This window comes from Streptomyces sp. NPDC059832 (genome assembly GCF_042731715.1).
Taxonomy (GTDB): Bacteria; Actinomycetota; Actinomycetes; order Streptomycetales; family Streptomycetaceae; genus Streptomyces.
Genome location: NZ_JBHWIY010000005.1, coordinates 312,233 through 333,713 on the forward strand (window position 1 = coordinate 312,233; position 21,481 = coordinate 333,713).

Genomic DNA, 21,481 nt, shown 5'->3' on the forward strand with positions numbered 1-21,481 from the left:
CGCGCCTGGATGTTCGTCGCTTCGTTCGTCAATGTCCGGAAAAGGGGACCGTTTTGGCCCCCGTTGTGGTACGGCAGAACCGGGGGATGCGCGACGTGGCGCAGTCCACAGCGGGCCGTGGCGAAATGAGCTGCCGCGGCGGCGAACGGCCGCGAGAATGCAGTATGTCCGCGACCGATTCGTGCCGCGCGGCGAGCCCGCTCGTTCTTGTTGACGAGCACCGGCCTGCCGTGTTCGGGCGTCCCGGGCGAAGGGCCGAAGGAGCACTGACGATGGGCGAGGGGTACGCATGAGTGACACCGGCCAGATCCCGGGTGAGGGACTGCCGGAGAACGCAGGCATGGTGGAGCAGCCGGGCGTCGCCGCCCCGGATGCCTACGCCTACCTCGCTCCCTCCGAGCATGTCTCCGAGGACGACGACCTCCTCCTGATGCCGAGCCCCCAGGGCGCCTGGAGCGACCCGCAGGCCGTACCGGCCCCGGGCCAGTACCCCGAGGGCGTCGCCGCCCAGGCGCCGCTGCCCGGACAGGGCGCCTATCAGGCCCAGGCCGTGGCACAGCCCTATGCCCAGCCGGCCGGTGAGACCGCCGCGCAGCCCCAGGGACCCGTCCAGGTCCAGGTGCAGGAGCCCGTCCGGACGCAGGCCCCGGACGCGTACACCGCTCAGCAGGCGGTGGCGGAGCCGCTGCCCGAGACCGGCCAGGGGACTCATGAGTCCGGTGGCCGCGACTCCGGTTCGGTCGACCTGAGAGGCGTACGCATTCCGTCGCCCACCCCGGCCCCCGCTCCGGCTGCCCAGGGCCAGGCCCAGGCGCCGGTGCGCCGACCGCTGCACCGCGGCCCGGTCGCGGCCGACGGCTCGCCGACCTACGGCGGGACGCCGACCGGCGGAGTGGTGCGCTCGCTCGCCGACCGCGGCCCCGCGGGCGCGCCCCGGACGCAGACCCGGACCCCGGCCCCAGCGAGGCACGCCGGTCCGCCGACCACCGGCCCGGAGTACTTCGAGGCGCCGGGCGAGGACGCGTCCGCGCTGCCGGGCCCGCAGCTCGGGGAGATTTTGCCGCAGGGCGGGAGCCCGTGGGCGGCCCAGCCACCGCAGCCGGAGGCCGCACCGGTGGCCGCAGAATCGGTCGTTCCGGAGCCGGTCGCCGAGTCGGTACCGGCGGCACAGCCGGTCGCGGAGTCGGTACCGGCGGCACAGCCGGTCGCCGAGCCGATGCCGGCGGCACAGCCGGTGCAGGCCGCTCCGGCCGCGGTGCCGGAGGCCGAGGCCGCTCCGGCCGCGGTCGCTCCCACCGCCGAGCCGGTACCGGCCGCGGTCGAGACGCCCGCCGAAGTGCCCGTCGACGCCGGGGCGCCCGCCGAAACGGTCGTGCCGCAGGACGCCGCGGAAGCCGTTCCCATGGGCCAGTTCGTGCCCGTGGAGGGTTCGGTGCCGACGACTCCGCATCTGGCCCCGACGCCCGTGGCGGAGCAGACCGTCGAGGCGGAGCCCGCGGCCGGGCCCGAGCCCGAGGCCAAGCCCGTGGCCATCGCCATGGAGCCTGTGCGGACCCCTCAGCCGGATGTCGCGGCGGCCGTGGAGGCCGCGGACGAGGTGACGGCCGGAGGAGTCGTCGAGCCTTCCGAGGCCGCCGCGAACGCCGAGCCCGTCGCGACCGCCGAGGTCGTCGAGGCTGTCGAACCGGCCGTGAACGCCGAAGTCGGCGAGGCCGTCGAGAACGCCGCGCCCGCCGAAGCCTCCGAGCCGGTCCCCGCTCCCGCGCCCGTCCCCGCCCCCGAGGCCGAGGTGCTGACGGCGCCCGAGCCGGAGGCCGAACAGGGACCGGAGGTCATCGAGACCCCGGACATCACGGCCCCCTCGGACGCCGTGAACACCGCGGACACCGCGGAAGCCGCCCCTCTCGCGGAGCCCGCAACGGCGGCGCCCGGCACAACGGAGACGACGGAGACCACGGAGACCACGGAGACCGGGCACGTGCAATCCGTACAGCCCGAAGCCCGGACCCAGGAGCCCGCCGAGGCTGGAACCCCTGAGCAGGAGGCCCCCGAGGCCCCTGAGGCGTCCGAGTCCGACGAGGCCGCGGTTCCCGCCGGCCCGCCGGCCCCCGGCTACGACGACGCCGAGCGCGAGGCGGTGCTCCGCGTCATGCGTGAGCGCCGCGACATCCGCAACGGCTTCCGCAACGACCCCATCCCGCACGAGGTCCTGCTCCGCGTCCTCGAAGCCGCGCACACGGCGCCCAGCGTCGGCCACTCGCAGCCCTGGGACTTCGTCGTCATCCGCTCGGCGGAGACCCGCCGCTCCATGCACGAACTGGCACAGCGTCAGCGCGACGCCTACGCGAAGTCGCTGCCCAAGGGCCGGGCCAAGCAGTTCAAGGAACTGAAGATCGAGGCCATCCTCGACACCCCGGTGAACATCGTCGTCACCGCCGACCCCACCCGCGGCGGCCGCCACACCCTCGGCCGGCACACCCAGCCGCAGATGGCCCCGTACTCCTCCGCGCTCGCCGTCGAGAACCTCTGGCTCGCCGCGCGCGCCGAGGGACTCGGTGTCGGCTGGGTCAGCTTCTTCGACGAGCGCGAAATGGTCCGCGCCCTGGGCCTGCCCGAACACCTCGAAGTCGTCGCCTACCTGTGTGTGGGCTACGTCGACGAGTTCCCCGAGGAGCCCGAGCTGATGCAGGCGGGCTGGTCCAAGCGCCGCCCGCTGTCCTGGGTCGTCCACGAGGAGACCTACGGCCGCCGCGCCCTGCCCGGCGAGGAGCCGCACGACCTGCTGCAGGAGACCATCTCCAACATCCGCCCGCTGGACGCCAAGGCGCTCGGCGAGGCGTGGGAACGTCAGAAGCGGATGACCAAGCCGGCCGGTGCGCTCGGCATGCTGGAGATCATCTCGGCGCAGCTGTCCGGGCTCTCCCGGATGTGCCCGCCGCCGATCCCGGAGCCCGCGGCCGTCGCGATCTTCGCGGGCGACCACGGGGTGCACGCCCAGGGCGTCACGGCCTGGCCGCAGGAGGTCACCGGCCAGATGGTCGCCAACTTCCTCGGCGGCGGCGCGGTCTGCAACGCCTTCGCGGCCCAGGTCGGCGCCGAGGTGTGCGTGGTCGATGTCGGCGTGGCCATGGAGCTGCCCGCGACGCCCGGCCTGCTGCCCCGCAAGGTGCGCGCCGGAACGGCCGATTTCACGACCGGCCCCGCGCTCGCCCGCGAGGAGGTGCTCGCGGCGATCGAGGTCGGCATCGAGACCGCCCGTGATCTGGTCGCGGCAGGCAACAAGGGCCTGCTCACCGGTGAGATGGGGATCGCCAACACCACGGCGTCGGCCGCGCTGATCTGTGTGTACACGGGCATGGACCCGGCCGAGGTGACCGGTCGCGGTACCGGCATCAACGACGAGATGCACGCCCGCAAGGTGGACGTGGTCCGCCGCGCCCTCGAACTTCACCAGCCCGACCCGGCCGACCCGATCGGTGTCCTGGCAGCGGTCGGTGGCCTGGAGCACGCCGCGATGGCCGGCTTCCTGCTGGGCGGCGCCTCGCTCCGTACGCCCGTCATCCTCGACGGCGTGAGCGCGGGAGCCGCGGCCCTGGTCGCCCGTGCCATCGCCCCCGAGGCCCTGGCCGCCTGCATCGCGGGCCACCGCAGCGCCGAGCCCGGCCATGTCGCCGCGCTCAACAAGCTGGGCCTGCGCCCGCTGGTCGACCTCGACCTCCGCCTCGGCGAAGGAACGGGCGCGCTGCTGGCGCTCCCGATCGTGCAGAGCGCGGCGCGGGCGATGCACGAGGTGGCGACGTTCGACTCGGCGGGCGTCACCGAGAAGTAGTACGTCACCGAGAAGCAGTACACGGCCATGCTCGGCCCGGACCGGCGCCTCGGGTGCCCGGTCCGGGCCGAGCCACGGTTCAGGGCAGGGGCCGAGCTCCGCGCAGCGGCCCCCGCCCGCTCCACCGGCCCGCCCCGCGCCCCGAAGCACCCCGTATCGTGGACGCACGCCCCGCAGAACCGCACGTCACAGCCGCTCCACCGTCGCAGCGGCCCGCACCCCGTATCGCACGAGGAGTCCGCACCGCCATGGCCGAGCACGCCGATCACCCCGCGTACCCCGTCGGACTGCGCCTGAGCGGGCGCCGCGTCGTCGTCGTCGGCGGCGGTCAGGTCGCGCAGCGCCGCCTTCCGGCGCTCATCGCGGCCGGCGCCGACATCACCCTCGTGTCGCCGTCCGCTACCCCCTCCGTCGAGGCGATGGCCGACGCCGGTGAGATCCGCTGGGAGCGCCGCCGGTACGCGGACGGGGACCTGACCGACACCTGGTACGCGCTCATCGCCTCCGACGACGACGCCGCGAACGACGCCGCGTCCGCCGAGGCCGAGCGCACCCGCACCTGGTGCGTGCGCAGTGACAACGCCGACGTGGCCACCGCCTGGACACCTGCCACCGGTCGCAGCGAGGGCGTGACCGTCGCCGTCCTCTCCACCGACGCCCAGGGCCGCGACCCGCGCCACTCCGCCGCCGTCCGCGACGCCATCGTCGAGGGACTGCGCGACGGCACGCTCGCCGCCCCGCACCACCGCGCCCGGCCCACCCCCGGTGTCTCCCTGGTCGGCGGCGGTCCCGGCGACCCCGACCTGATCACCGTGCGCGGCCGTCGTCTCCTCGCCGAGGCCGACGTGGTCATCGCCGACCGGCTCGGCCCGCGCGACCTGCTCGACGAACTGCCGCCGCACGTCCAGGTGATCGACGCGGCGAAGATCCCGTACGGCCGCTTCATGGCGCAGGAGGCGATCAACCAGGCGCTCATCGAGCACGCCAGGGCGGGCAAGGCCGTCGTACGGCTCAAGGGCGGCGACCCGTTCGTCTTCGGCCGGGGCATGGAGGAGGCCCAGGCGCTCGCCGCCGAAGGCATCCCGTGCACCGTCGTCCCCGGCATCTCCAGCTCGATCTCGGTACCCGGCGCGGCCGGAATCCCCGTCACCCACCGAGGCGTCGCCCATGAGTTCACCGTCGTCAGCGGTCATGTCGCCCCCGACGACGAGCGCTCGCTGGTCGACTGGGCGGCGCTCGCGCAGCTGCGCGGCACCCTCGTGCTGCTGATGGCCGTCGACAAGATCGGCGCCATCGCCAAGGCCCTCGTCGCCCACGGCAAGTCCCCGGACACCCCGGTCGCCCTGGTCCAGGAGGGCACCACGGCGTCCCAGCGCCGCGTCGACGCGACCCTGGCGACCGTCGCCGAACGGGCCGCCGCCGAAGAGGTACGTCCCCCGGCCGTCATCGTCATCGGCGACGTCGTCGCCGTCGGCACGGGCGCCGCACCGCACCCCGCCGAGTAGCCGGCCAGGACGTCTCCGTACCCCCACCGAGCAACCAGCGGTAACGGATCTTCTCCCGAGCCGTTGGCACCACACACCGGACAAGGCAGTATCGAACCCGTGGCTGATCTCATCACCGTCGACGACCCCGACGACCCCCGCCTGCGCGACTACACCGGACTCACCGATGTCGAACTCCGGCGCAGGCGGGAGCCCGCCGAGGGCCTCTTCATCGCCGAGGGCGAGAAGGTGATCAGACGCGCCAGGCACGCCGGGTACGAGATGCGGTCGATGCTGCTCTCGGCGAAGTGGGTCGACCTGATGCGCGACGTCATCGACGAGGTCCCGGCTCCGGTGTACGCGGTCAGCCCCGAGCTCGCCGAGCGCGTCACCGGCTACCACGTCCACCGCGGCGCCCTCGCGTCGATGCAGCGCAAGCCGCTGCCGACGGCCGGCGAACTGCTGACGACGACCCGCCGGGTGGTCGTCATGGAGGCCGTCAACGACCACACCAACATCGGGGCGATCTTCCGCAGCGCCGCCGCCCTCGGCATGGATGCCGTACTGCTCTCCCCGGACTGCGCCGACCCGCTCTACCGGCGCTCCGTCAAGGTCTCGATGGGAGCGGTCTTCTCCGTTCCCTACGCCCGTCTCGACACCTGGCCCAAGGACCTGGAGGCCGTACGCGAAGCGGGCTTCAGGCTCCTCGCGCTGACCCCGGACGAGAAGGCCGGAAGCATCGACGAGGCGGCACCGCACCGGATGGACAAGGTGGCGCTGATGCTGGGCGCCGAGGGCGACGGGCTGTCCACCCGGGCCCTGGTCGCCGCCGACGAATGGGTACGCATCCCGATGGCGCACGGCGTCGACTCGCTCAACGTGGGAGCGGCCGCGGCGGTCGCGTTCTACGCGGTGGCATCGGGCCGCCCGCGGAACTGACCGGCTACCGGAGCTGCCGGCTCTGGGGCGGGGCCTCGACCTGGGTCTGCGTCCGGGTCCCGTTCCGCCCCGGATCCGTGCCCAGCCCGCGCGAGGGCCCCTGGCAGCCCTGGGCCGCCGCGATGCCGAGCGCCACCAGCAGCGTCACCACGACGAAGACGACGAGCCGCTGCCGCAGCAGCCGCGGATTGGCGGGACGCAGCCCCGCCGAATTCGTACGGGTCCCGGGCCGCGTGCCCGGCCGGCCGTTCGTCCCGTTCGTCCCCTGCGGGCGCCTGCCGGGCCGGGTGGTGTCGCGCGGCGGCCGCTGCTGCTGAGGACGCGAACCACCGGTCCGGGGCGACCCCGCCCGCGACGACGAGGACGGCCTGCTGCTCTGCGGTTGCTTCTGCTTCTGCTGACGGGGCGCGGGAGGAGCCGAACGCCGCGTCTGCTGCTCGGTGTACGGGCCGTCGAGACGGCCGGTCGGCCGGTCCAGCTCCTGTGCCGAACGCTGCACGGGCGGCCGGCTCTCGTGCAGCCCCTGCGCCTCCCGCGCCGCGATCTCCTTGAGCCGCATGGAGAGTTGGAGCGTGCTCGGCCGCTCCTCGGGGTCCTTGGCCAGGCAGGCGCTCACCAGCGGCGCGAGCGCGTCGTGCACGTCGCGCAACTGAGGCTCCTCGTGCACCACGCGGTACAGCATCACCTCGGAACTGCCGTGCCCGAAAGGTGAGTCGGCCATCGCCGCGTACGCGAGCGTGGCACCGAGCGAGAACACATCGGTGGCGGGTGTCACGGCCGCGCCGCGCACCTGCTCGGGTGCGAGGAATCCCGGCGAGCCCACCGCCGTACCGACATGGGTGAGGGTGGAGGCCCCGGTCGCCCAGGCGATGCCGAAGTCGATGATCCGGGGGCCCTTGGGGGAGAGGAGGATGTTCGACGGCTTCAGGTCACGGTGGACGACACCGGCCTCGTGCACCGCCACCAGGCCCTCGGACAGCGCGGCCCCGATGGAGGCCACCTCGGCCGCCGACAGCGGCCCCTCCTCGGCCACCTTGTCGTGCAGCGAGGGCCCCGGGACGTACTGCGTGGCGAACCACGGACGGTCCGCCTCCAGGTCCGCGGCCACCAGGCGCGCGGTGCAGCCGCCACGGATCCGCCGGGCTGCGGACACCTCGCGCGCGAAACGGGAGCGGAACTCCTGGTCCTCCGCCAGATCCGGGCGGATCACCTTCAGCGCCACCCGCTGGCCCCGCCGGTCCGAACCCAGGTAGACGACACCCATGCCGCCCGCCCCGAGCCGCCGGTGCAGCCTGAACGAGCCGACGACACGCGGGTCCTCGCGCCGGAGCCGCATCATCGCCATGTCTGCCCATCCCCGCTGCCTGGTCCGCCTGACGAGGCACAGCTTACGTACCCGGCGCCCGGGGTGCTCAGAGGCCGCGCCCTCGCCGGTCGATCGATTGTCGGTGCGCGGCACGGCCGATGACGGGGCGTCCGGCCGGAGCGGATCCCCTGCCGGACGGGCCCGGACCCCAAGGCGGTTGCGGCGGCGGGTGGTTGGAGCCGCACCGGCCGGCCGGCCGTTCGTCGCGCGCCCCGGCCCGGACCGGCGCGCGCGGCCCCCGTCGGCGCCCCGGGGCCGACGGCCGGGAACCCGGGGAATGAAGGGTGAGTGAAGTCACGGTGACCGTGGCCGCGCGCACCGGCGGCCCGCGCCGTCCAACGACTCCGACGCCGCGAGAAGTTCGCCGCGCCCCCTCCGGGATGTCCCCGGGATCAGGCGCCCGGTCTCCACCCAGGGGAGTACGCCGAAGGGCCGGGGCTCATCCTCCGGGAGGCCCGGCAATCGGTACGCGGGCATGACGCCCTCCACCCCGCGCGTCCCTAATGTTGAGGTCAAGCGGCGGGCGCAGCACTCGTCCCCCGAGGTCACACGCCCGCCGCCCCACATCGAGTCAGGAGAGGAACCATGGCGGACACGGCAACGCGGACCATGATCCGCACGGGACGCAGGGGCCATGCCTCGTTCGGCAGCCGCCCGTCGTCAGGTACGCGCCACCCACTCGTGGCGACGGCAATGGTTCTTCCTCTGGCGGCCCTGCTCGTGGTCGTCTTCGGCGGCTGGGACGCAGTGGTCACACAGGCGTCGTCCGTGGGCGTGATGCTGGGGCGCTGAGCGGCGCCCCGGGTCCGGAAGAGCGGTCCGGACCGGGACATCCGGCCAACAACCCCGTGGGGACGGGGGTGCGGCGGACGGCAGCGTTTGTCCGGTCAGCTGGGGAGCTGACCGGACATCGCGCTGTCCGGGGCCGTTCGCGACGCAGCGGTGATCGCACCGGACGGCAGCTCGCCGCCGTGACGCTCTGCCCGTCCGTGACCCCGCACGGCGCGCGTACGCTCATCGGCGGGCCCGCGCTGATCGGGCCACCCGCACCTGTCCGCCACCGGGGGAGACCGTGACCACCGCAGTCGTACGCGCGCTGGGCGCCCTCGCCCACCGGGCCGCCCACGCACACCTCGAGGACCCCTGCGGCTGCCCGCCCCCGACGGTCCTCGCGGACCGTGCGGACGGCACGGTGGTCCGCAGCGGGGCCGTCGTCGCCAAGGCCCACGCCCCCGGCACGGACACCCCCGGCCTGCTCACCCGCCTGACCCTCGCCGACGATCCGCGTCTCACCGGCATCCTGCTCGCCCCGCTGGCACCCCACCCCGCCGCACCGTCCGCCCCCCTCCACGACCGCCCCGTCACGCTGTGGCCGCACGGCCGGCCCGTCGACCCCGGCGACCCGGACGGAGCCCCCTGGGAAGAGGCCGCCGCTCTGCTGGCCGGGCTGCACCGGGCCCCGGCCCCGCCCTCCCTCGCGCTCCCGCCCATGCGGGGCCCCGCGAAGGCCGCGCTCGCCGTCGCCCGGATGCGCGCCGCCCGGCCGGCCGACCCGGTCACCGCCCCCGTACTCGAAGCCTGGCACCGCCTGCCGGCCTGGGCCCGCGACGAAGCCGCCGCACCCCCGCACCGTTCGCGCTTCCTCTGCCACGGAGATCTGCACCTCGGCCAACTCGTCCGCCACCCGGCCCCGCACGGACCCTGGCTGCTCATCGACGTCGACGACGCCGGTCTCGGGGACCCCGCCTGGGACCTAGCCCGCCCCGCCGCCTGGTACGCGGCCGGGATCCTGCCCCCCGAGGTCTGGCTCCGCTTCCTGGACGCCTACCGGGCGGCGGGCGGCCCCGCCGTACGGGCCGAGGGCGATCCCTGGCCGGAGCTGGATGTGCCGGCCCGCGCCCTGACCGTCCAGGCCGCCGCGCTGGCCTTCGCCAAGTCCGCGGCGGAAGAGCGGAATCCGGATGAAGTGGAGCAGACGATGATCGACGCCTGTGCCCGAATCGCATCCCTCCCGCCCGAGTTGGGCACCGAACACTCGTCGTAGGCTGAACCGACCGTCGACGGGCATGCATTCCGGCGACGGCGACCCGACGGCGAGGAGTGAGCCGAACCATGCAGTGTCCCAAGTGCCACGCGCAGATGCACACGTACAACCGCAACGGCATACAGATCGAGCAGTGCAGCGGCTGCCGGGGAATCTTCCTCGACTACGGCGAGCTGGAGTCCCTCACCCGCATCGAGGCGCAGTGGACGCAGCAGGCCCCGCCCGCACCGCCGGCCCCGCAGGCCTACCCGGCCGCCCCGGCGCCCGCCTGGGGTGCCCCGCAGCACCACGGCGGTCACTACCGGCACAAGAGCTTCGGCCGCATGCTCTTCTCGTCCTGAACGGGCCGGCGCCCGACCGCGGGCCCGGACGGAAGGCGTCCGGGCCCGCGGTGCGTCCGTACCGGCACTCCTGCGCCGGGAACGACAAAGCCCCGGTCGTCGGAACGACCGGGGCTTCTGCTGGTGCGCGATACTGGGATTGAACCAGTGACCTCTTCCGTGTCAGGGAAGCGCTCTCCCGCTGAGCTAATCGCGCAGGGTGAACCTGCGTGTACTGCGTGCGCGATACTGGGATTGAACCAGTGACCTCTTCCGTGTCAGGGAAGCGCTCTCCCGCTGAGCTAATCGCGCGGGGATCCTTGCGGATCAGTGGACGATACTGGGATTGAACCAGTGACCTCTTCCGTGTCAGGGAAGCGCTCTCCCGCTGAGCTAATCGTCCTTGGAGGTGGAGACGGGATTTGAACCCGTGTAGACGGCTTTGCAGGCCGTTGCCTCGCCTCTCGGCCACTCCACCAGGAGTGGGGGCTCGGGAAGATCCCCCACTTTCTGCGAGCGGACGACCAGGTTCGAACTGGCGACCTCAACCTTGGCAAGGTTGCGCTCTACCAACTGAGCTACGTCCGCTTGTCTTTCCCGGCCCGCTTGCGCGTCCCGGCGACGTGTTGAACTCTAGCGGATTCCCGGGCCAGTACAAAAACGCGTTTGTGCAGCGTGCTGAGGTGCACCCGACCCGGCGCAGGTGATCGTGCGCCGCCCTAGACTCGACGGCGTGCACGACCTCGCTCCAATGGCCCGCTTCGGCGGCCTCGTCGCGTCCGATCTGCAGGACGTGACCAGTGATCCCACAGCCCTCGAATCGTCCGGCTTCTGGGCCGTATCCGCCGATTTCGAGGGCCGACTCGTCTGCGCGCGCTTCGGCTCCGTACGTACGCGGGCGGTACCCGCACCCGTGCGGGGCGCCTGGCGCGGGCCCGTAGCCGGTGACTGGAACTCGTCGCTGGACCGCGCCGCGTACATCGCGGGCGTACGGCGGATCCGCGAGTACATCGCGGCGGGCGAGGTCTACCAGGCCAACCTCTGCCGGGTGATGACCGCGTCCCTGCCCGACCCGGACGCCGCGGACGTGGACGCGCTGACCGCGCTGCTCGCCCGTGGCAACCCCGCCCCGTACGCAGGAACGATTCGGCTTCCCGGGCACGGCGTGGAGATCGCCACCGCGTCCCCCGAACTCTTCCTGCGCCGCGACGGCCGGACCATCGAGTCGGGGCCGATCAAGGGCACCGGCCGCACCGAGGCCGATCTCCTGGAGAAGGACCACGCGGAGAACGTGATGATCGTCGACCTGGTCCGCAACGACCTGGGCCGGGTCTGCGCCACCGGATCGGTCACCGTCCCCGACCTCTGCGTGGTCGAGAAGCACCCCGGCCTGGTCCACCTCGTCTCCACCGTGCGCGGCGAGCTCGCCGAGGGCGCCGGCTGGCCCGAGCTCCTCGACGCCGCGTTTCCGCCCGGCTCCGTCACCGGGGCACCCAAGTCCAGCGCCCTGCGGATCATCGAGGAACTGGAGACCGCGCCGCGCGGGCCCTACTGCGGAGGCATCGGCTGGGTCGACGCCGACTGCCGCACCGCATCGCTTGCCGTCGGCATACGCACCTTCTGGATCGACCGGACCGGCACCGCCCCGGTCCTCCGCTTCGGTACCGGGGCCGGCATCACCTGGGGCTCGGACCCGGAGCGCGAGTGGGACGAGACCGAACTCAAGGCGTCCAGACTGCTCGCTGTAGCGTCGGGCGCTCACGAAGCAACCGGAAGGACCGCGTGATGAGGATTTGGGTCAACGGCGAACTGCGCGACGCCGAAGACGCCAGGGTGTCCGTGCTCGACCACGGACTCACCGTGGGGGACGGCATCTTCGAGACGGTCAAGACCGTCGGCGGCAGGCCCTTCGCCCTCACCCGCCACCTCGACCGGCTGACCCGCTCGGCCCGCGGCCTCGGACTCCCCGCCCCCGATGTCGACGAGGTCCGCCGTGCCTGCGCCGATGTCATCGAGGCCAACCCGATGGCACTGGGCAGGCTGCGCATCACCTACACCGGAGGACTCTCCCCGCTCGGCTCCGACCGCGGCGACGCCGGCCCCGGCCTGGTCGTCGCCCTCGGCGAGGCGGCCCGCCGTCCCGACACCACCGCCGTGATCACCGTCCCCTGGACGCGCAACGAACGCGGCGCGCTCACCGGGCTCAAGACCACTTCGTACGCCGAGAACGTCGTCGCCCTCGCCCGTGCCCACGAGCACGGTGCTTCGGAGGCGCTCTTCGCCAACACGGCCGGGCAGCTCTGCGAAGGAACCGGGTCCAATGTCTTCGTCGTCCTCGACGGTCAGCTGCACACCCCGCCGGTCGCCTCCGGCTGCCTGGCCGGGATCACCCGCGCGCTGGCCGTGGAGTGGACGGGCGCACAGGAGACCGAGCTGCCCTTCGACGTCCTGGAGCGGGCCGAGGAGATCTTCCTGACCTCGACCCTGCGCGATGTGCAGGCCGTCCACCGGGTGGACGGCCGCGAGCTGCCCGGCGGGCCCGGACCGGTGACCGCCAAGGCCATGCGGATCTTCGACGAGCGGGCCGGCGACGACCTCGACCCGTAAATCGGGGTGACGGGCCGGGCCCCAGCGGATAGAACATCTCCGATGACCACCACCCTCCGGCCGACCGGGCCGATCCAGCAAGGCACCGACGGTGCGAAGAACCGCGCGTACGACGTGTGCGACAACGGGCGGCCCGTCGGCTCCCTCGAGATCGGCACCGACGCCGCGTTCGGTACGGCCACCGGCGAGCTGCGCTCCCTGACCATCGACGAACCGAGCCGGCGCCGGGGCCGCGGCACCATCGCCGTGCTCGCCGCCGAGGAGGTGCTGCGCGGATGGGGCTGCGGCCAGGTGCACCTGTCGGTGCCGGAGGGCAACGAGGGGGCCGGGCGCCTGGCGGCCGCACTCGGGTACACCGAGCGCAGCCGCAACATGCTCAAGGGCCTCGGCCCGACGGCCCCCGTGCTCCCGGACGGTGCCGTGGCCAGGGAGATGACGGCCGAGGAGTTCGCGGCCTGGCAGCGCACCAGTGTCGACACGTACGCACAGTCCTGGATCGACCAGGGTGTTCCGGTCGAGCAGGCCAGGCACAAGTCCCGCTCCGACCACGCCCGCAACCTGCCGGCCGGAATGGACACCGAGGGCATGCACTTCCATGTCCTCGTCACCGGGGGAGTGGTCGCCGGCCATGTGTGGGTGTCGGTGCGCGAGGGTGAGGACGGCGAGGCGACCGGCTTCGTCTACGACGTGGAAGTGGACGAGGAGTACCGGGGCCGCGGCCACGGGCGTGCCCTGATGCAGCAGGCGGAGCACATCGCCCTGGCCGCGGGTGCCCGACGCCTCGGACTGCACGTGTTCGCCGCCAACACGCCCGCCCTGCGGCTGTACGAGTCGCTCGGATACCGGACGACTCAGTACAACCTGGCCAAGAACCTCTGAGGGCCGGGCCGCTCAGCCCCGCTCGGCGAGCAGCCGGTCGGCGATCTCCTCGATCCGTTCGCGCAGCCCGTCCTGGCTCCTGCCGCCGTCCAGCCGCTCGTCGCCGATCACATACGTCGGGGTGCCGGTGACTCCGATCGCCTTGCCCTCGGCCTGGTCGGCGTCGACGATCAGCATGTGGCGTCCGTCGATCAGCGCGGTGTCCATCTCCTCGGCGTCCAGGCCGAGTTCCCGCGCCACCTCGACCAGCAGCGGCTCGCCGGTGCGGGCGAGATCGGCGGTGCGGGCGAGCACCGCCTCGATGTACGGCCAGTCCTTGCCCTGGGCCGCCGCCTCCTCGGCGGCCTGCGCGGCGGCGTAGGCGTGCTTGTGCTTCTCCAGCGGGAAGTGCCGCAGCCGTACCTCCAGCCGGTCGCCGTACTTGGCCCGCAGGGCGTGCACATCGGAGAGGGCCTGGTGACAGTCGGGGCACTGGAGCTCGCACCAGATGTCGAGGACGACGGGGGCCGCAGGGGTGGTATTGCTCATGCGGCCAGTCTCCCAGGGCCCGCGCGAGCCTCCCAATCGGCACCCGGTCCGCCCCGGCTCCGTACGACCCGCGCACCGCCGATCGGCACCTGGGGAGGATCCCGGCCCTGAAATGTCCCTGATGCGGTCCCGGATCGTGGCCGCCGGGCCGGTCGCCGGTGCAGGATGGAAGGGACGTTTCCCCTTGCGCCTGGAGGCACCGATGCTTGCCGAGACCATCTGCTCCGCGGTGTCAGCGGCGGGCCTGGGCATCGCCGCCGTCACCGCGTGGCGAAAGCGCTTCCTCGCCGCGACCCGGATCGCCGCCTACTCCCTGGTCCCGATCGCACTGGTGCTGACCGGGGTCGTGGACTGGGTCGCCGGAATCGCCTTCAAGCCGAGCGTCTGGCTCGGTTTCGGGCTGCTCGCGGTGGCCTGGCTGCTGTTCACGACCACGCGCGCGATCGAGCGCCGGGGCGGCGGCACCCGCAAGGAGCGCAGGGCCGCCGCACGGGCGGCACAGGGCGAGGCGGTCGCCCCCGCGGCCTCGGCGCCCTCCCTGGGGGCGGGGCTCCCGGAGTCCCGACCCCAGGCGCGTCCGAAGGTGAGGTCCCGGCAGCAGTCCGACGCGCCGGGCGAGGACTTCAGCGACATCGAGGCCATCCTGAAGAAGCACGGCATCTGACCCCTGCCCCTGCCCCCGTCCCGGTCCGGGGGAGGGGGTGTCCATGGCGAGTGAATCGATTCATGGATGATTCTTGACGGTGCGTGGACGCAGGGCTAGCTTGTCCCGATCGGATTGAAACAATTCATTCCACGGGTGGGCGGCCCGGGAGGTCGGCCCGCAATGCCGTCCGTACGATGGGGGCACGTCGCGGACCGGTGCGGCCGAAGTCATCAGTGGGGCAGGGCAAGTGGCGCGTGTGGCAGGGATCAAGGATGTGGCCCGGCAGGCCGGAGTCTCCGTGGGCACCGTGTCCAACGTGATCAACCGGCCCGAGGCGGTGCTGCCGGAGACCCGTGCCCGGGTGCTCGCCGCCATCGAGGAACTCGGCTACGTGCGCAGCGAGTCGGCGCGCCAGCTCAGGGCGGGCCGCAGCCGGATCATGGCCCTGCTCGTCCTCGACATGGGCAACCCGTTCTTCGTGGACGTGGCCCGCGGCGCCGAGCGCGCCGCCCGTGCGGCCGGTCTCGGTGTCATGGTCTGCAACAGCGACCAGAGCCCGGCGGAGGAGGCCGAGTATCTCGGACTCTTCGCCGAGCAGCGGGTCTGCGGCGTCCTGGTCACCCCGGCCGACGCGACCGGCCGGAACCTGGAGACGTTCAGCCGCCACCGGATCCCCTTCGTGCTGGTGGACCGGGTGGCGTCCGGCACGGGGACCTGCGCGGTCTCCGTCGACGACGTCCGCGGCGGCGCGCTCGCCGTCGGTCATCTGGTCGCGGCCGGTCATCGCTCGGTGGCGTACGTGAGCGGACCGGGCGACCTCCATCAGATCAGGGACCGGCGCGAGGGCGCCCTGTCGGCCCTCGCCGACGCCGGGCTGCCGCCCGGGGCGCTCGTCGAGATCCCTTCCGACCGGCTGGACGTGGCGGCGGGCCGCGACGCCGGGGCCCGGCTGCTCGGCCTCGTGCCCCGGCCGACCGCGGTGTTCTGCGCCAACGACCTGCTCGCCCTGGGCGTGCTCCAGGCCCTGTACGCGGCGGGCGTCGGGGTGCCGCACGACATCGCCATCGTCGGCTACGACGACATCGAGTTCGCCGCCGCCGCTGCCGTCCCGCTCACCTCGGTCCGCCAGCCCGCGGTCGTGATGGGCAGGATGGCCGCGGAGCTCCTGCTGGAGGAGTCGGATGACGAGGACGGCACCCACGAGCACCGCAGTGTGGTGCTCCAGCCGGAGCTCGTGGTGCGGGCCTCCAGCTCGGCGCCACGCTGAGGCCGCGGCGCCGCATCCGGTCGCCTTCCTGCCCGTCGGATCCCGAATTCACCGTGTACGGGACGGTGTTGGCCGATCGGGTCGTTCGCGGTCGGCGTATCGGCCCTCGGCTCCGCGGAGTTGCGGCACGGGAGCGCTCCGGGCGCCGTACCGAATGTGTGGCGGCCGATCGGACGCCGGAGCGAATTATGACCGCTCGGGGTGGGTGAACTCCCGGTGCGAAAAGGCGTATTGATCGCCAACGGGGTCCCGAGTGAGTCATGATCGTCCCGAGATGGTGGACACCTCCCGGGGCGATGCCCCCGCACCCCCTGCCGAAGAGCCGCGCGGCTGCCTCTTCGCGCTTTCCCAGCCCCCTTTGATGATCTTCCTCACGGTGGTCGGCGGCCTGCTGCTGATGGCCGCGTTGCATGATCTCTTCATGCTGTGAGCGGTCAGCCGGCCGCTTCCTTGCGGCGTGCCCGGTACGCGGCCACATGCAGACGGTTGCCGCAGGTGCGGCTGGAGCAGTAGCGGCGGGAGCGGTTTCGGGACAGGTCGACGAAGGCGTGCCGGCAGTCCGGCGCCTCGCACCGACGCAGTCGTTCCTGCTCGCCCGCCACCACGATGAAGGCCAGTGCCATGCCGCAGTCGGCCGCGAGGTGGTCGGCGATCGACGCGTCGGGTGCGAAGTAGTGCACATGCCAGTCGTAGCCGTCGTGGTTGCTGAGCTGCGGCGTCGTGCCGGCGGCGGCGACGAGCGCGTTGACGAGGGAGGCGGCGGTCTGCGCGTCGTCCGTCGCGAAGATCTCGGCGAAGCGCGTCCGTACGTCCCGTACGGCCCGCAGGTCCTTCTCGTGGAGCTCGCCCACGCCGCTGATGCGATGGCGCCGCGCGAAGTCGTACAGCGCTGCGATGTGGGCGAGGCCGTCGCTCCGCTCGCCTTCCGGCTGCCCGCTCGACGGTGGTTCGCTCTCCGGTGCGGTGTTCACCAGGTCGACCACCGTGTCGAGGGCGATCCGGGTGTCGTGGGGGATCAGCACGCTTTCGCTCCCTGCCTCCGGCGGGCCGGTGTCCGCCGATGCGGGCTGACTCTACTGGCTCGGCCGCGGCGCACAGCGGCCCGAGAGGGCCCGCAGGGGGTGCGGGGAGCGGATACCGGCCATGGGCGGGTACCCATGGCCGATGGACGGCTGCCCGGGGCGTGAGGGGGCGCTACGGGCCCGGCACGCGCGCACCGGCGCCGTCACCACGGTGGATTCCGTGATGACGGCGCCGGTGTCAGCCGTATGAAGTTTTCCGCGCGGCGCCGTCGCCCCGAGTCGGACGGCGCCGTGCAGCTCTCGGTCTGGCTCAGCTCTCGGCCAGGATGTGTGAGAGCTCCGTATCGAGGTCGAAGTGACGATGCTCGGTGCCTGGCGGCACCGCGGCGTCGGTCCGCTTCAGGAACGACTCCAGGGCCCTCGCCGGGGCTTCGAGCAGTGCTTCGCCCTCTGGGGAGCTCAGCGCGATGCAGACGACGCCCTGGCCGTGACTACGGGATGGCCAGACGCGGACGTCTCCGGTGCCGGTGGGCCGGTGCAGCCCTTCGGCAAGGAGGTCGCGGGCGAATACCCATTCGACCGTTTCCTCCGCTCCGGTATGGAAGGTGGCGTGCACGGCATACGGATCGGCCGTGTCATACCGCAGGCCCGCGGGTACAGGCAGTGAGGACTCGCTCGACACAACGAGGCGCAGGTGCAGCTCGCAGCTGACCGTGGTGTTCATAAGCGCCAGGGCCTTTCGCTCAGTGTGCGCTCGGGGATTCGCACGTCGGCGAAATCGACATGCCACCTACGGTGGCGTTGTAAACCCCTCTGACCTTTTTGTGTTCCTTCAGGTAGCTCGTACGGCGGTGTGTAACTTTCGGTTATGCGGCCATTCCGGTGATGAAGGCCGTTCCGGTAGGTTGGCTCCTATGAATGCGGAGCGTGATGTGCGGGACGGGGACGCCGCATCGGCGGCACCGGTGTCCGCCGCGGGGGACAGGGCGGACAGCGTGACGGGCGAGGTCACGGAGGGTGTGACCAAGGAGCGGGAGCTCGGCTCCCGGGCGCCCGGGTTCATCAAGGCATCCAGGGCGCTGCACCTGAGCTGGCAGGTCGGCGTCTTCGTGGTCGGCTTCGCCGTGGTCGTGGCGGGCATCATCATGCTGCCGCTGCCCGGCCCCGGCTGGTTGGTGATCTTCGGGGGCATGGCGATCTGGGCGACCGAATTCGTCTGGGCGCAGCTGGTGCTCCGCTGGACCAGGCGGAAGGTCACCGAGGCCGCCCAGCGGGCGCTCGACCCCAAGGTCCGGCGGCGCAACATCATCCTCACGTCGATCGGTCTGGTGATCATCGTGGTGCTGGTGGGGATCTACGTCTGGAAGTTCGGCATCACCATGCCGTGGAAGATCCACGAGTGACCCGGGGGTGGTCATGGGGCGCCGCTGACATGGGGTAATGTTTGGCCTGCGCCCGGGGCGATTAGCTCAGTGGGAGAGCGCTTCGTTCACACCGAAGAGGTCACTGGTTCGAACCCAGTATCGCCCACCCCGGACAGAGGGCCCGTGAGACCGCAGAGTCTCACGGGCCCTCTGCGTTTCCCGCGTCCGGCCGGCCCGCCGGGTCCCGGCCGGTGTCTTTGAAGAAGATTCACAAGCGCTTTCGGGAACGATTCAATCCGGCTGGCGGTGGACGGGCGGGATCCGCTAATCGAGCAGTGGCATCCGGATATCGCGGCCGGACGCACTTCCGTGACTACAAGAATTCCTGGAAAGGGTGCGGCCGTCGGTATCCGAGGGCAATGCCCCCGACGATTTTGGAACTGCCGCCGAAAATTCCGAGGGGGCGACGACGGGAGCGACGACGGGTGCGAACTGCTCGATTTCACGGGTGAGTTCGCCGTGACCGCTCCCTCGTCCGGTACGCCTTCGGGGGCGGACCGGGGGCCGCCGGCCGGCCCGTGGCCCGTCAGGGCGCTCGGGCCGGCCGTGCGACGCACCGTCAGCGCATCCGGCCCACGGTCTCCTTCAGCCGCCGCGCATCGCGCAGCCGCTGCTCGTACGTCGCCCCGACCACCAGGAGCAGCACCCCGGCCAGGGCGGGCGGCAGCCAGCGGGGGAGCGCGCCGACGACCTGGACCACGTACGGCGCCAGTTCGTGCACGGCGTCCATGGCCAGCACCGCGCCACCGAGCAGCAGCAGCGCCTGCAGCCGCAGCCGGGCGCCCGCCAGCGTGATCGCCAGTGCCGCCACACCGAGCAGCAGCGGGCGCGGCCAGTGCGGATCGACCCAGGCCGCGAAGAGGCTCGGGACCAGCGTGGCCGCGAGACCCGCGCCGTACGCCGTCCATGACGACGCCTCCGGGTCGCGACGACGGCGCAGCACACCGACCGCCAGGGCGGGCACCGTCACCGGCAGCGTGTACGCCTCCGGGTCCGACACCCCCGAGGCCGAGAGCCGCACCCAGGTCGCCAGGACGAACAGCGCCACCGCCAGATACCCGGCCACCGGCCGCCGTTCGGCCCGTACGGCCGTGCCCGCCGCCAGTACCCCGCTCAGCGCCAGCACCAGTGCCAGGAACGGCCCCTCCGGCACCGCCATGACCAACGCCACCGCAGCCGACAAGGCCCCGGTCAGCTCGACCGGAAGGGTCACCGGGCGGTCCCGCAACCGGGCCCCGAGCAGCACCGTCACCCCGGGGACGACCAGCATGAGCGGCGCCGCCTGGTACCCGGCAAGCCCCAGCGACGCCCCGGCCGCACGGGCGAGCACCGTCCCGCACACCACGGCCCCGCACGCCGGCACCGCCTGCGCGATCCGCAGCGCCCGTACCGCGCGCACCGCGCGGGCGTCCGGCAGCGCCCGCGCAGCCTGGATCGCGCCGCCTTCGAAGAGCACCGCGGCCGCCCCGAGCACCACCAGCAGCACCGCGAACACCGCGTAGGTCGCACCCTCCGCCGCGAGCGAGAGGAACCCCGTGCTCGCCGCGCCGATCAGCCCGCACACCAGCGCGGTCGTCCCCACGGCACTCGTCCCGCGGCGCAGACCCCGTACCGCCACCGCGAACGCCCCGGCGACCAGCACCGACTGCACCGACACGGCCGCCGCGTACGACAGCCCCAGTACCGCGGGCAACGCGGTGAGCCCCGCCCAGCAGAGGGCCGACGCGGCGGCCCCTGCCGCACTCCGCCAGGCCGCACCCGGCGAGAGCACCGGCCCGGCCGCGCGTACCAGCCGGGCCCACGACCGGTGCGCAAGACCCAGCAGACCGGCCACCGTCAGCAACACCACCGGGGCCGCGGCCAGGTGGGACCAGGCCAGACCCTCCGTGCCCAGGGCGCCCCGGACACCGCCGTCGGGAGCGCCGGACCACACACGGGCCAGCTGCGACACCGTACCCATCAGCGACATGCCGACCGGCGGCGCCGCGGACACCACCGCGGCCGCGGTCACCGCCGACGAGGCCCACACCAGCCCCTGCCCGACCGGGCGCGGCAGCGGCGCGCGCAGCGCGGCCAACAGCACCACACCGCACAGCAGATACACCGGCACCGACCAGCCCCAGTCCATCCCGGCACGCAGCACACCGCCCACCGCGGCCACCCCGCACAACCCGGCCAGCGCGCCGCCGGCCACCGCGATACCCCTGGGCGCACGCCACGCCCCGAACAGCGCGACCGCCGCACCCGCGAGCAGCAGCGCGGCCGGCGCCACCGCGCCCGACGCCGCACCGGCGGACACCGACTGCGCCAGGGCCACCAGCAGTCCCAGCAGGCCCGTCGTCCAGCAGCCGACACAGGCCGTCACCCGGACCGCGACGCCCGGACCCCACACCGCGATCACACAGTCCAGCGCCGCCGTCAACAGCAGCGCCCAGCCGAACACCGAGGCGCCCGCGCCCGCCGACCAGGCCCACAGCAGCAGCGGCAGCTGAGCGCTCACCACGGCCAGGGGCAGCGGCAGTCTCAGCCGGCCGAGCAGCAGTCCGTACGCGCCCCACAGCAGTGCCAGCACCGCCGATGCGACCGCGGCGAATCCGGGACCGTCGGCGTCCGGCGCCGCCACCCGGTGCAGCGCGTAGGCATCGAGGATCATCAGCACGGACGCCAGGGCGCCGAGCGACTCGGCCGTCGCGGACAGCCCACGACGCAGCAGCACGGCGGGTGCGGCGAGCGCCGCGATCGTCACCACGGCGAGCACCGCCGAGCGGCCGGAGATCCCCATGTGACCCCAGCTGACCAGGGTGAACGCGATAGCCGCGATCGTCAGCAGCAGACCGCCCAGGGTGAGCAGCACATTCTGCGCACTGCGCGCCCCGGCCTGCGCGGCAGGCGGCCCGAAAGGAGCCGCGAACGGAGTCTGCGGCCGGGCCGGCGAGGGCGGCCCGAACGGGGCGGCGAACTGCGGCGCCGGCGGCGCGGCAGGAGGCCCGGCGGGTGGCGTCAGCACACTCAGCAGCCAGGTACGGCGAACCAGCAACTGGGACCGGCGGGCGTCCAGCCGGGCCAGTTCGCTATCGAGGAGCGCCAATTCCTCGGCGGGTGGCGGCACATGTTCCATGGACGCGA

18 protein-coding genes and 6 tRNA genes are annotated in these 21,481 nt (G+C 73.0%); 14 read left to right on the forward strand and 10 right to left on the reverse strand.

The features are described 5' to 3' along the window. Positions 1–289: 289 nt before the first annotated feature. From cobT to ACFV8T_RS11610, 3 genes are all read left to right on the forward strand, one after another. Complete coding sequence (gene cobT, locus ACFV8T_RS11600; protein ID WP_385326626.1) at positions 290–3,829, forward strand: nicotinate-nucleotide--dimethylbenzimidazole phosphoribosyltransferase; 3,540 nt, start codon at positions 290–292, stop codon at positions 3,827–3,829. A gap of 248 nt (positions 3,830–4,077) precedes the next feature. After that, positions 4,078–5,334: a uroporphyrinogen-III C-methyltransferase gene (gene cobA, locus ACFV8T_RS11605; protein WP_385326628.1), complete on the forward strand. Its 1,257-nt coding sequence runs from the start codon at positions 4,078–4,080 to the stop codon at positions 5,332–5,334. Positions 5,335–5,433: 99 nt separating this feature from the next. Further along, positions 5,434–6,252 (forward strand): TrmH family RNA methyltransferase, encoded by an 819-nt coding sequence (locus ACFV8T_RS11610; RefSeq protein ID WP_385326630.1) that lies wholly within the window; start codon positions 5,434–5,436, stop codon positions 6,250–6,252. Between the two features lie 4 nt (positions 6,253–6,256). On the opposite strand, the gene ACFV8T_RS11615 is transcribed toward ACFV8T_RS11610, so the two are convergent. Further along, entirely contained in the window at positions 6,257–7,597 is a 1,341-nt protein-coding gene (locus tag ACFV8T_RS11615; protein WP_385326632.1) for a serine/threonine-protein kinase, read from the reverse strand. A 606-nt stretch (positions 7,598–8,203) separates the two neighbouring features. On the opposite strand from ACFV8T_RS11615, the gene ACFV8T_RS11620 reads away from it, so the two are divergent. The 3 genes from ACFV8T_RS11620 to ACFV8T_RS11630 all read left to right on the forward strand — a co-directional run bounded on the left by ACFV8T_RS11620 (position 8,204) and on the right by ACFV8T_RS11630 (position 10,003). After that, complete coding sequence (locus ACFV8T_RS11620; protein WP_385326634.1) at positions 8,204–8,410, forward strand: hypothetical protein; 207 nt, start codon at positions 8,204–8,206, stop codon at positions 8,408–8,410. Between the two features lie 280 nt (positions 8,411–8,690). Next, the gene (locus ACFV8T_RS11625; protein WP_385326635.1) at positions 8,691–9,662 is read left to right on the forward strand and encodes an aminoglycoside phosphotransferase family protein; all 972 of its coding nucleotides are present in this window, start codon (positions 8,691–8,693) and stop codon (positions 9,660–9,662) included. A 68-nt stretch (positions 9,663–9,730) separates the two neighbouring features. Next, entirely contained in the window at positions 9,731–10,003 is a 273-nt protein-coding gene (locus tag ACFV8T_RS11630; RefSeq protein WP_189543692.1) for a zf-TFIIB domain-containing protein, read from the forward strand. Positions 10,004–10,124: 121 nt separating this feature from the next. On the opposite strand, the gene ACFV8T_RS11635 is transcribed toward ACFV8T_RS11630, so the two are convergent. The 5 genes from ACFV8T_RS11635 to ACFV8T_RS11655 all read right to left on the reverse strand — a co-directional run bounded on the left by ACFV8T_RS11635 (position 10,125) and on the right by ACFV8T_RS11655 (position 10,570). Next, positions 10,125–10,199, reverse strand: a tRNA-Val gene (locus ACFV8T_RS11635). 23 nt (positions 10,200–10,222) lie between these two features. Continuing rightward, positions 10,223–10,294: transfer RNA gene (locus tag ACFV8T_RS11640), tRNA-Val, on the reverse strand. Positions 10,295–10,313: 19 nt separating this feature from the next. Next, positions 10,314–10,385 (reverse strand) — tRNA-Val (locus ACFV8T_RS11645). A 1-nt stretch (position 10,386) separates the two neighbouring features. Beyond that, a tRNA-Cys gene (locus ACFV8T_RS11650) sits at positions 10,387–10,460 on the reverse strand. 37 nt (positions 10,461–10,497) lie between these two features. Next, a tRNA-Gly gene (locus ACFV8T_RS11655) sits at positions 10,498–10,570 on the reverse strand. A 163-nt stretch (positions 10,571–10,733) separates the two neighbouring features. Here ACFV8T_RS11655 and ACFV8T_RS11660 point away from each other — a divergent pair. From ACFV8T_RS11660 to ACFV8T_RS11670, 3 genes are read left to right on the forward strand one after another with little or no spacing between them, the layout of a single operon-like run. Then, entirely contained in the window at positions 10,734–11,768 is a 1,035-nt protein-coding gene (locus tag ACFV8T_RS11660) for a chorismate-binding protein (protein WP_385326829.1), read from the forward strand. Continuing rightward, positions 11,768–12,589 carry an aminotransferase class IV gene (locus ACFV8T_RS11665; protein WP_385326637.1) on the forward strand — a complete coding sequence of 274 codons (822 nt, stop codon included), beginning with the start codon at positions 11,768–11,770 and terminating at the stop codon, positions 12,587–12,589. The genes ACFV8T_RS11660 and ACFV8T_RS11665 overlap by 1 nt, the downstream gene beginning before the upstream one ends. A gap of 42 nt (positions 12,590–12,631) precedes the next feature. Continuing rightward, entirely contained in the window at positions 12,632–13,468 is an 837-nt protein-coding gene (locus tag ACFV8T_RS11670; RefSeq protein WP_385326638.1) for a GNAT family N-acetyltransferase, read from the forward strand. A 12-nt stretch (positions 13,469–13,480) separates the two neighbouring features. Here ACFV8T_RS11670 and ACFV8T_RS11675 read toward each other — a convergent pair whose 3' ends face one another. After that, positions 13,481–13,996 (reverse strand): DsbA family protein, encoded by a 516-nt coding sequence (locus ACFV8T_RS11675; RefSeq protein WP_385326640.1) that lies wholly within the window; start codon positions 13,994–13,996, stop codon positions 13,481–13,483. A 202-nt stretch (positions 13,997–14,198) separates the two neighbouring features. Here ACFV8T_RS11675 and ACFV8T_RS11680 point away from each other — a divergent pair, with 202 nt between their 5' ends. The 3 genes from ACFV8T_RS11680 to ACFV8T_RS11690 all read left to right on the forward strand — a co-directional run bounded on the left by ACFV8T_RS11680 (position 14,199) and on the right by ACFV8T_RS11690 (position 16,339). After that, complete coding sequence (locus tag ACFV8T_RS11680) at positions 14,199–14,660, forward strand: hypothetical protein (RefSeq protein WP_385326642.1); 462 nt, start codon at positions 14,199–14,201, stop codon at positions 14,658–14,660. A gap of 229 nt (positions 14,661–14,889) precedes the next feature. After that, complete coding sequence (locus tag ACFV8T_RS11685; protein WP_385326643.1) at positions 14,890–15,909, forward strand: LacI family DNA-binding transcriptional regulator; 1,020 nt, start codon at positions 14,890–14,892, stop codon at positions 15,907–15,909. Positions 15,910–16,183: 274 nt separating this feature from the next. Next, positions 16,184–16,339 (forward strand): hypothetical protein, encoded by a 156-nt coding sequence (locus ACFV8T_RS11690; protein ID WP_266421860.1) that lies wholly within the window; start codon positions 16,184–16,186, stop codon positions 16,337–16,339. Between the two features lie 4 nt (positions 16,340–16,343). Here the strand turns inward: ACFV8T_RS11690 and ACFV8T_RS11695 are convergent, their stop codons facing one another. Together ACFV8T_RS11695 and ACFV8T_RS11700 are read right to left on the reverse strand one after the other, a co-directional pair. Further along, entirely contained in the window at positions 16,344–16,931 is a 588-nt protein-coding gene (locus ACFV8T_RS11695; RefSeq protein WP_385326645.1) for a CGNR zinc finger domain-containing protein, read from the reverse strand. A gap of 310 nt (positions 16,932–17,241) precedes the next feature. Then, the gene (locus ACFV8T_RS11700; protein ID WP_003959770.1) at positions 17,242–17,655 is read right to left on the reverse strand and encodes an SsgA family sporulation/cell division regulator; all 414 of its coding nucleotides are present in this window, start codon (positions 17,653–17,655) and stop codon (positions 17,242–17,244) included. Between the two features lie 190 nt (positions 17,656–17,845). Here ACFV8T_RS11700 and ACFV8T_RS11705 point away from each other — a divergent pair, with 190 nt between their 5' ends. Together ACFV8T_RS11705 and ACFV8T_RS11710 are read left to right on the forward strand one after the other, a co-directional pair. Further along, positions 17,846–18,334 (forward strand): TIGR02611 family protein, encoded by a 489-nt coding sequence (locus ACFV8T_RS11705; RefSeq protein ID WP_385326647.1) that lies wholly within the window; start codon positions 17,846–17,848, stop codon positions 18,332–18,334. Positions 18,335–18,389: 55 nt separating this feature from the next. Then, a tRNA-Val gene (locus ACFV8T_RS11710) sits at positions 18,390–18,461 on the forward strand. 453 nt (positions 18,462–18,914) lie between these two features. On the opposite strand, the gene ACFV8T_RS11715 is transcribed toward ACFV8T_RS11710, so the two are convergent. Then, positions 18,915–21,473, reverse strand: a complete 2,559-nt coding sequence (locus ACFV8T_RS11715) for an SCO7613 C-terminal domain-containing membrane protein (RefSeq protein ID WP_385326649.1) — start codon at positions 21,471–21,473, stop codon at positions 18,915–18,917. Between the last annotated feature and the right edge of the window lie 8 nt (positions 21,474–21,481).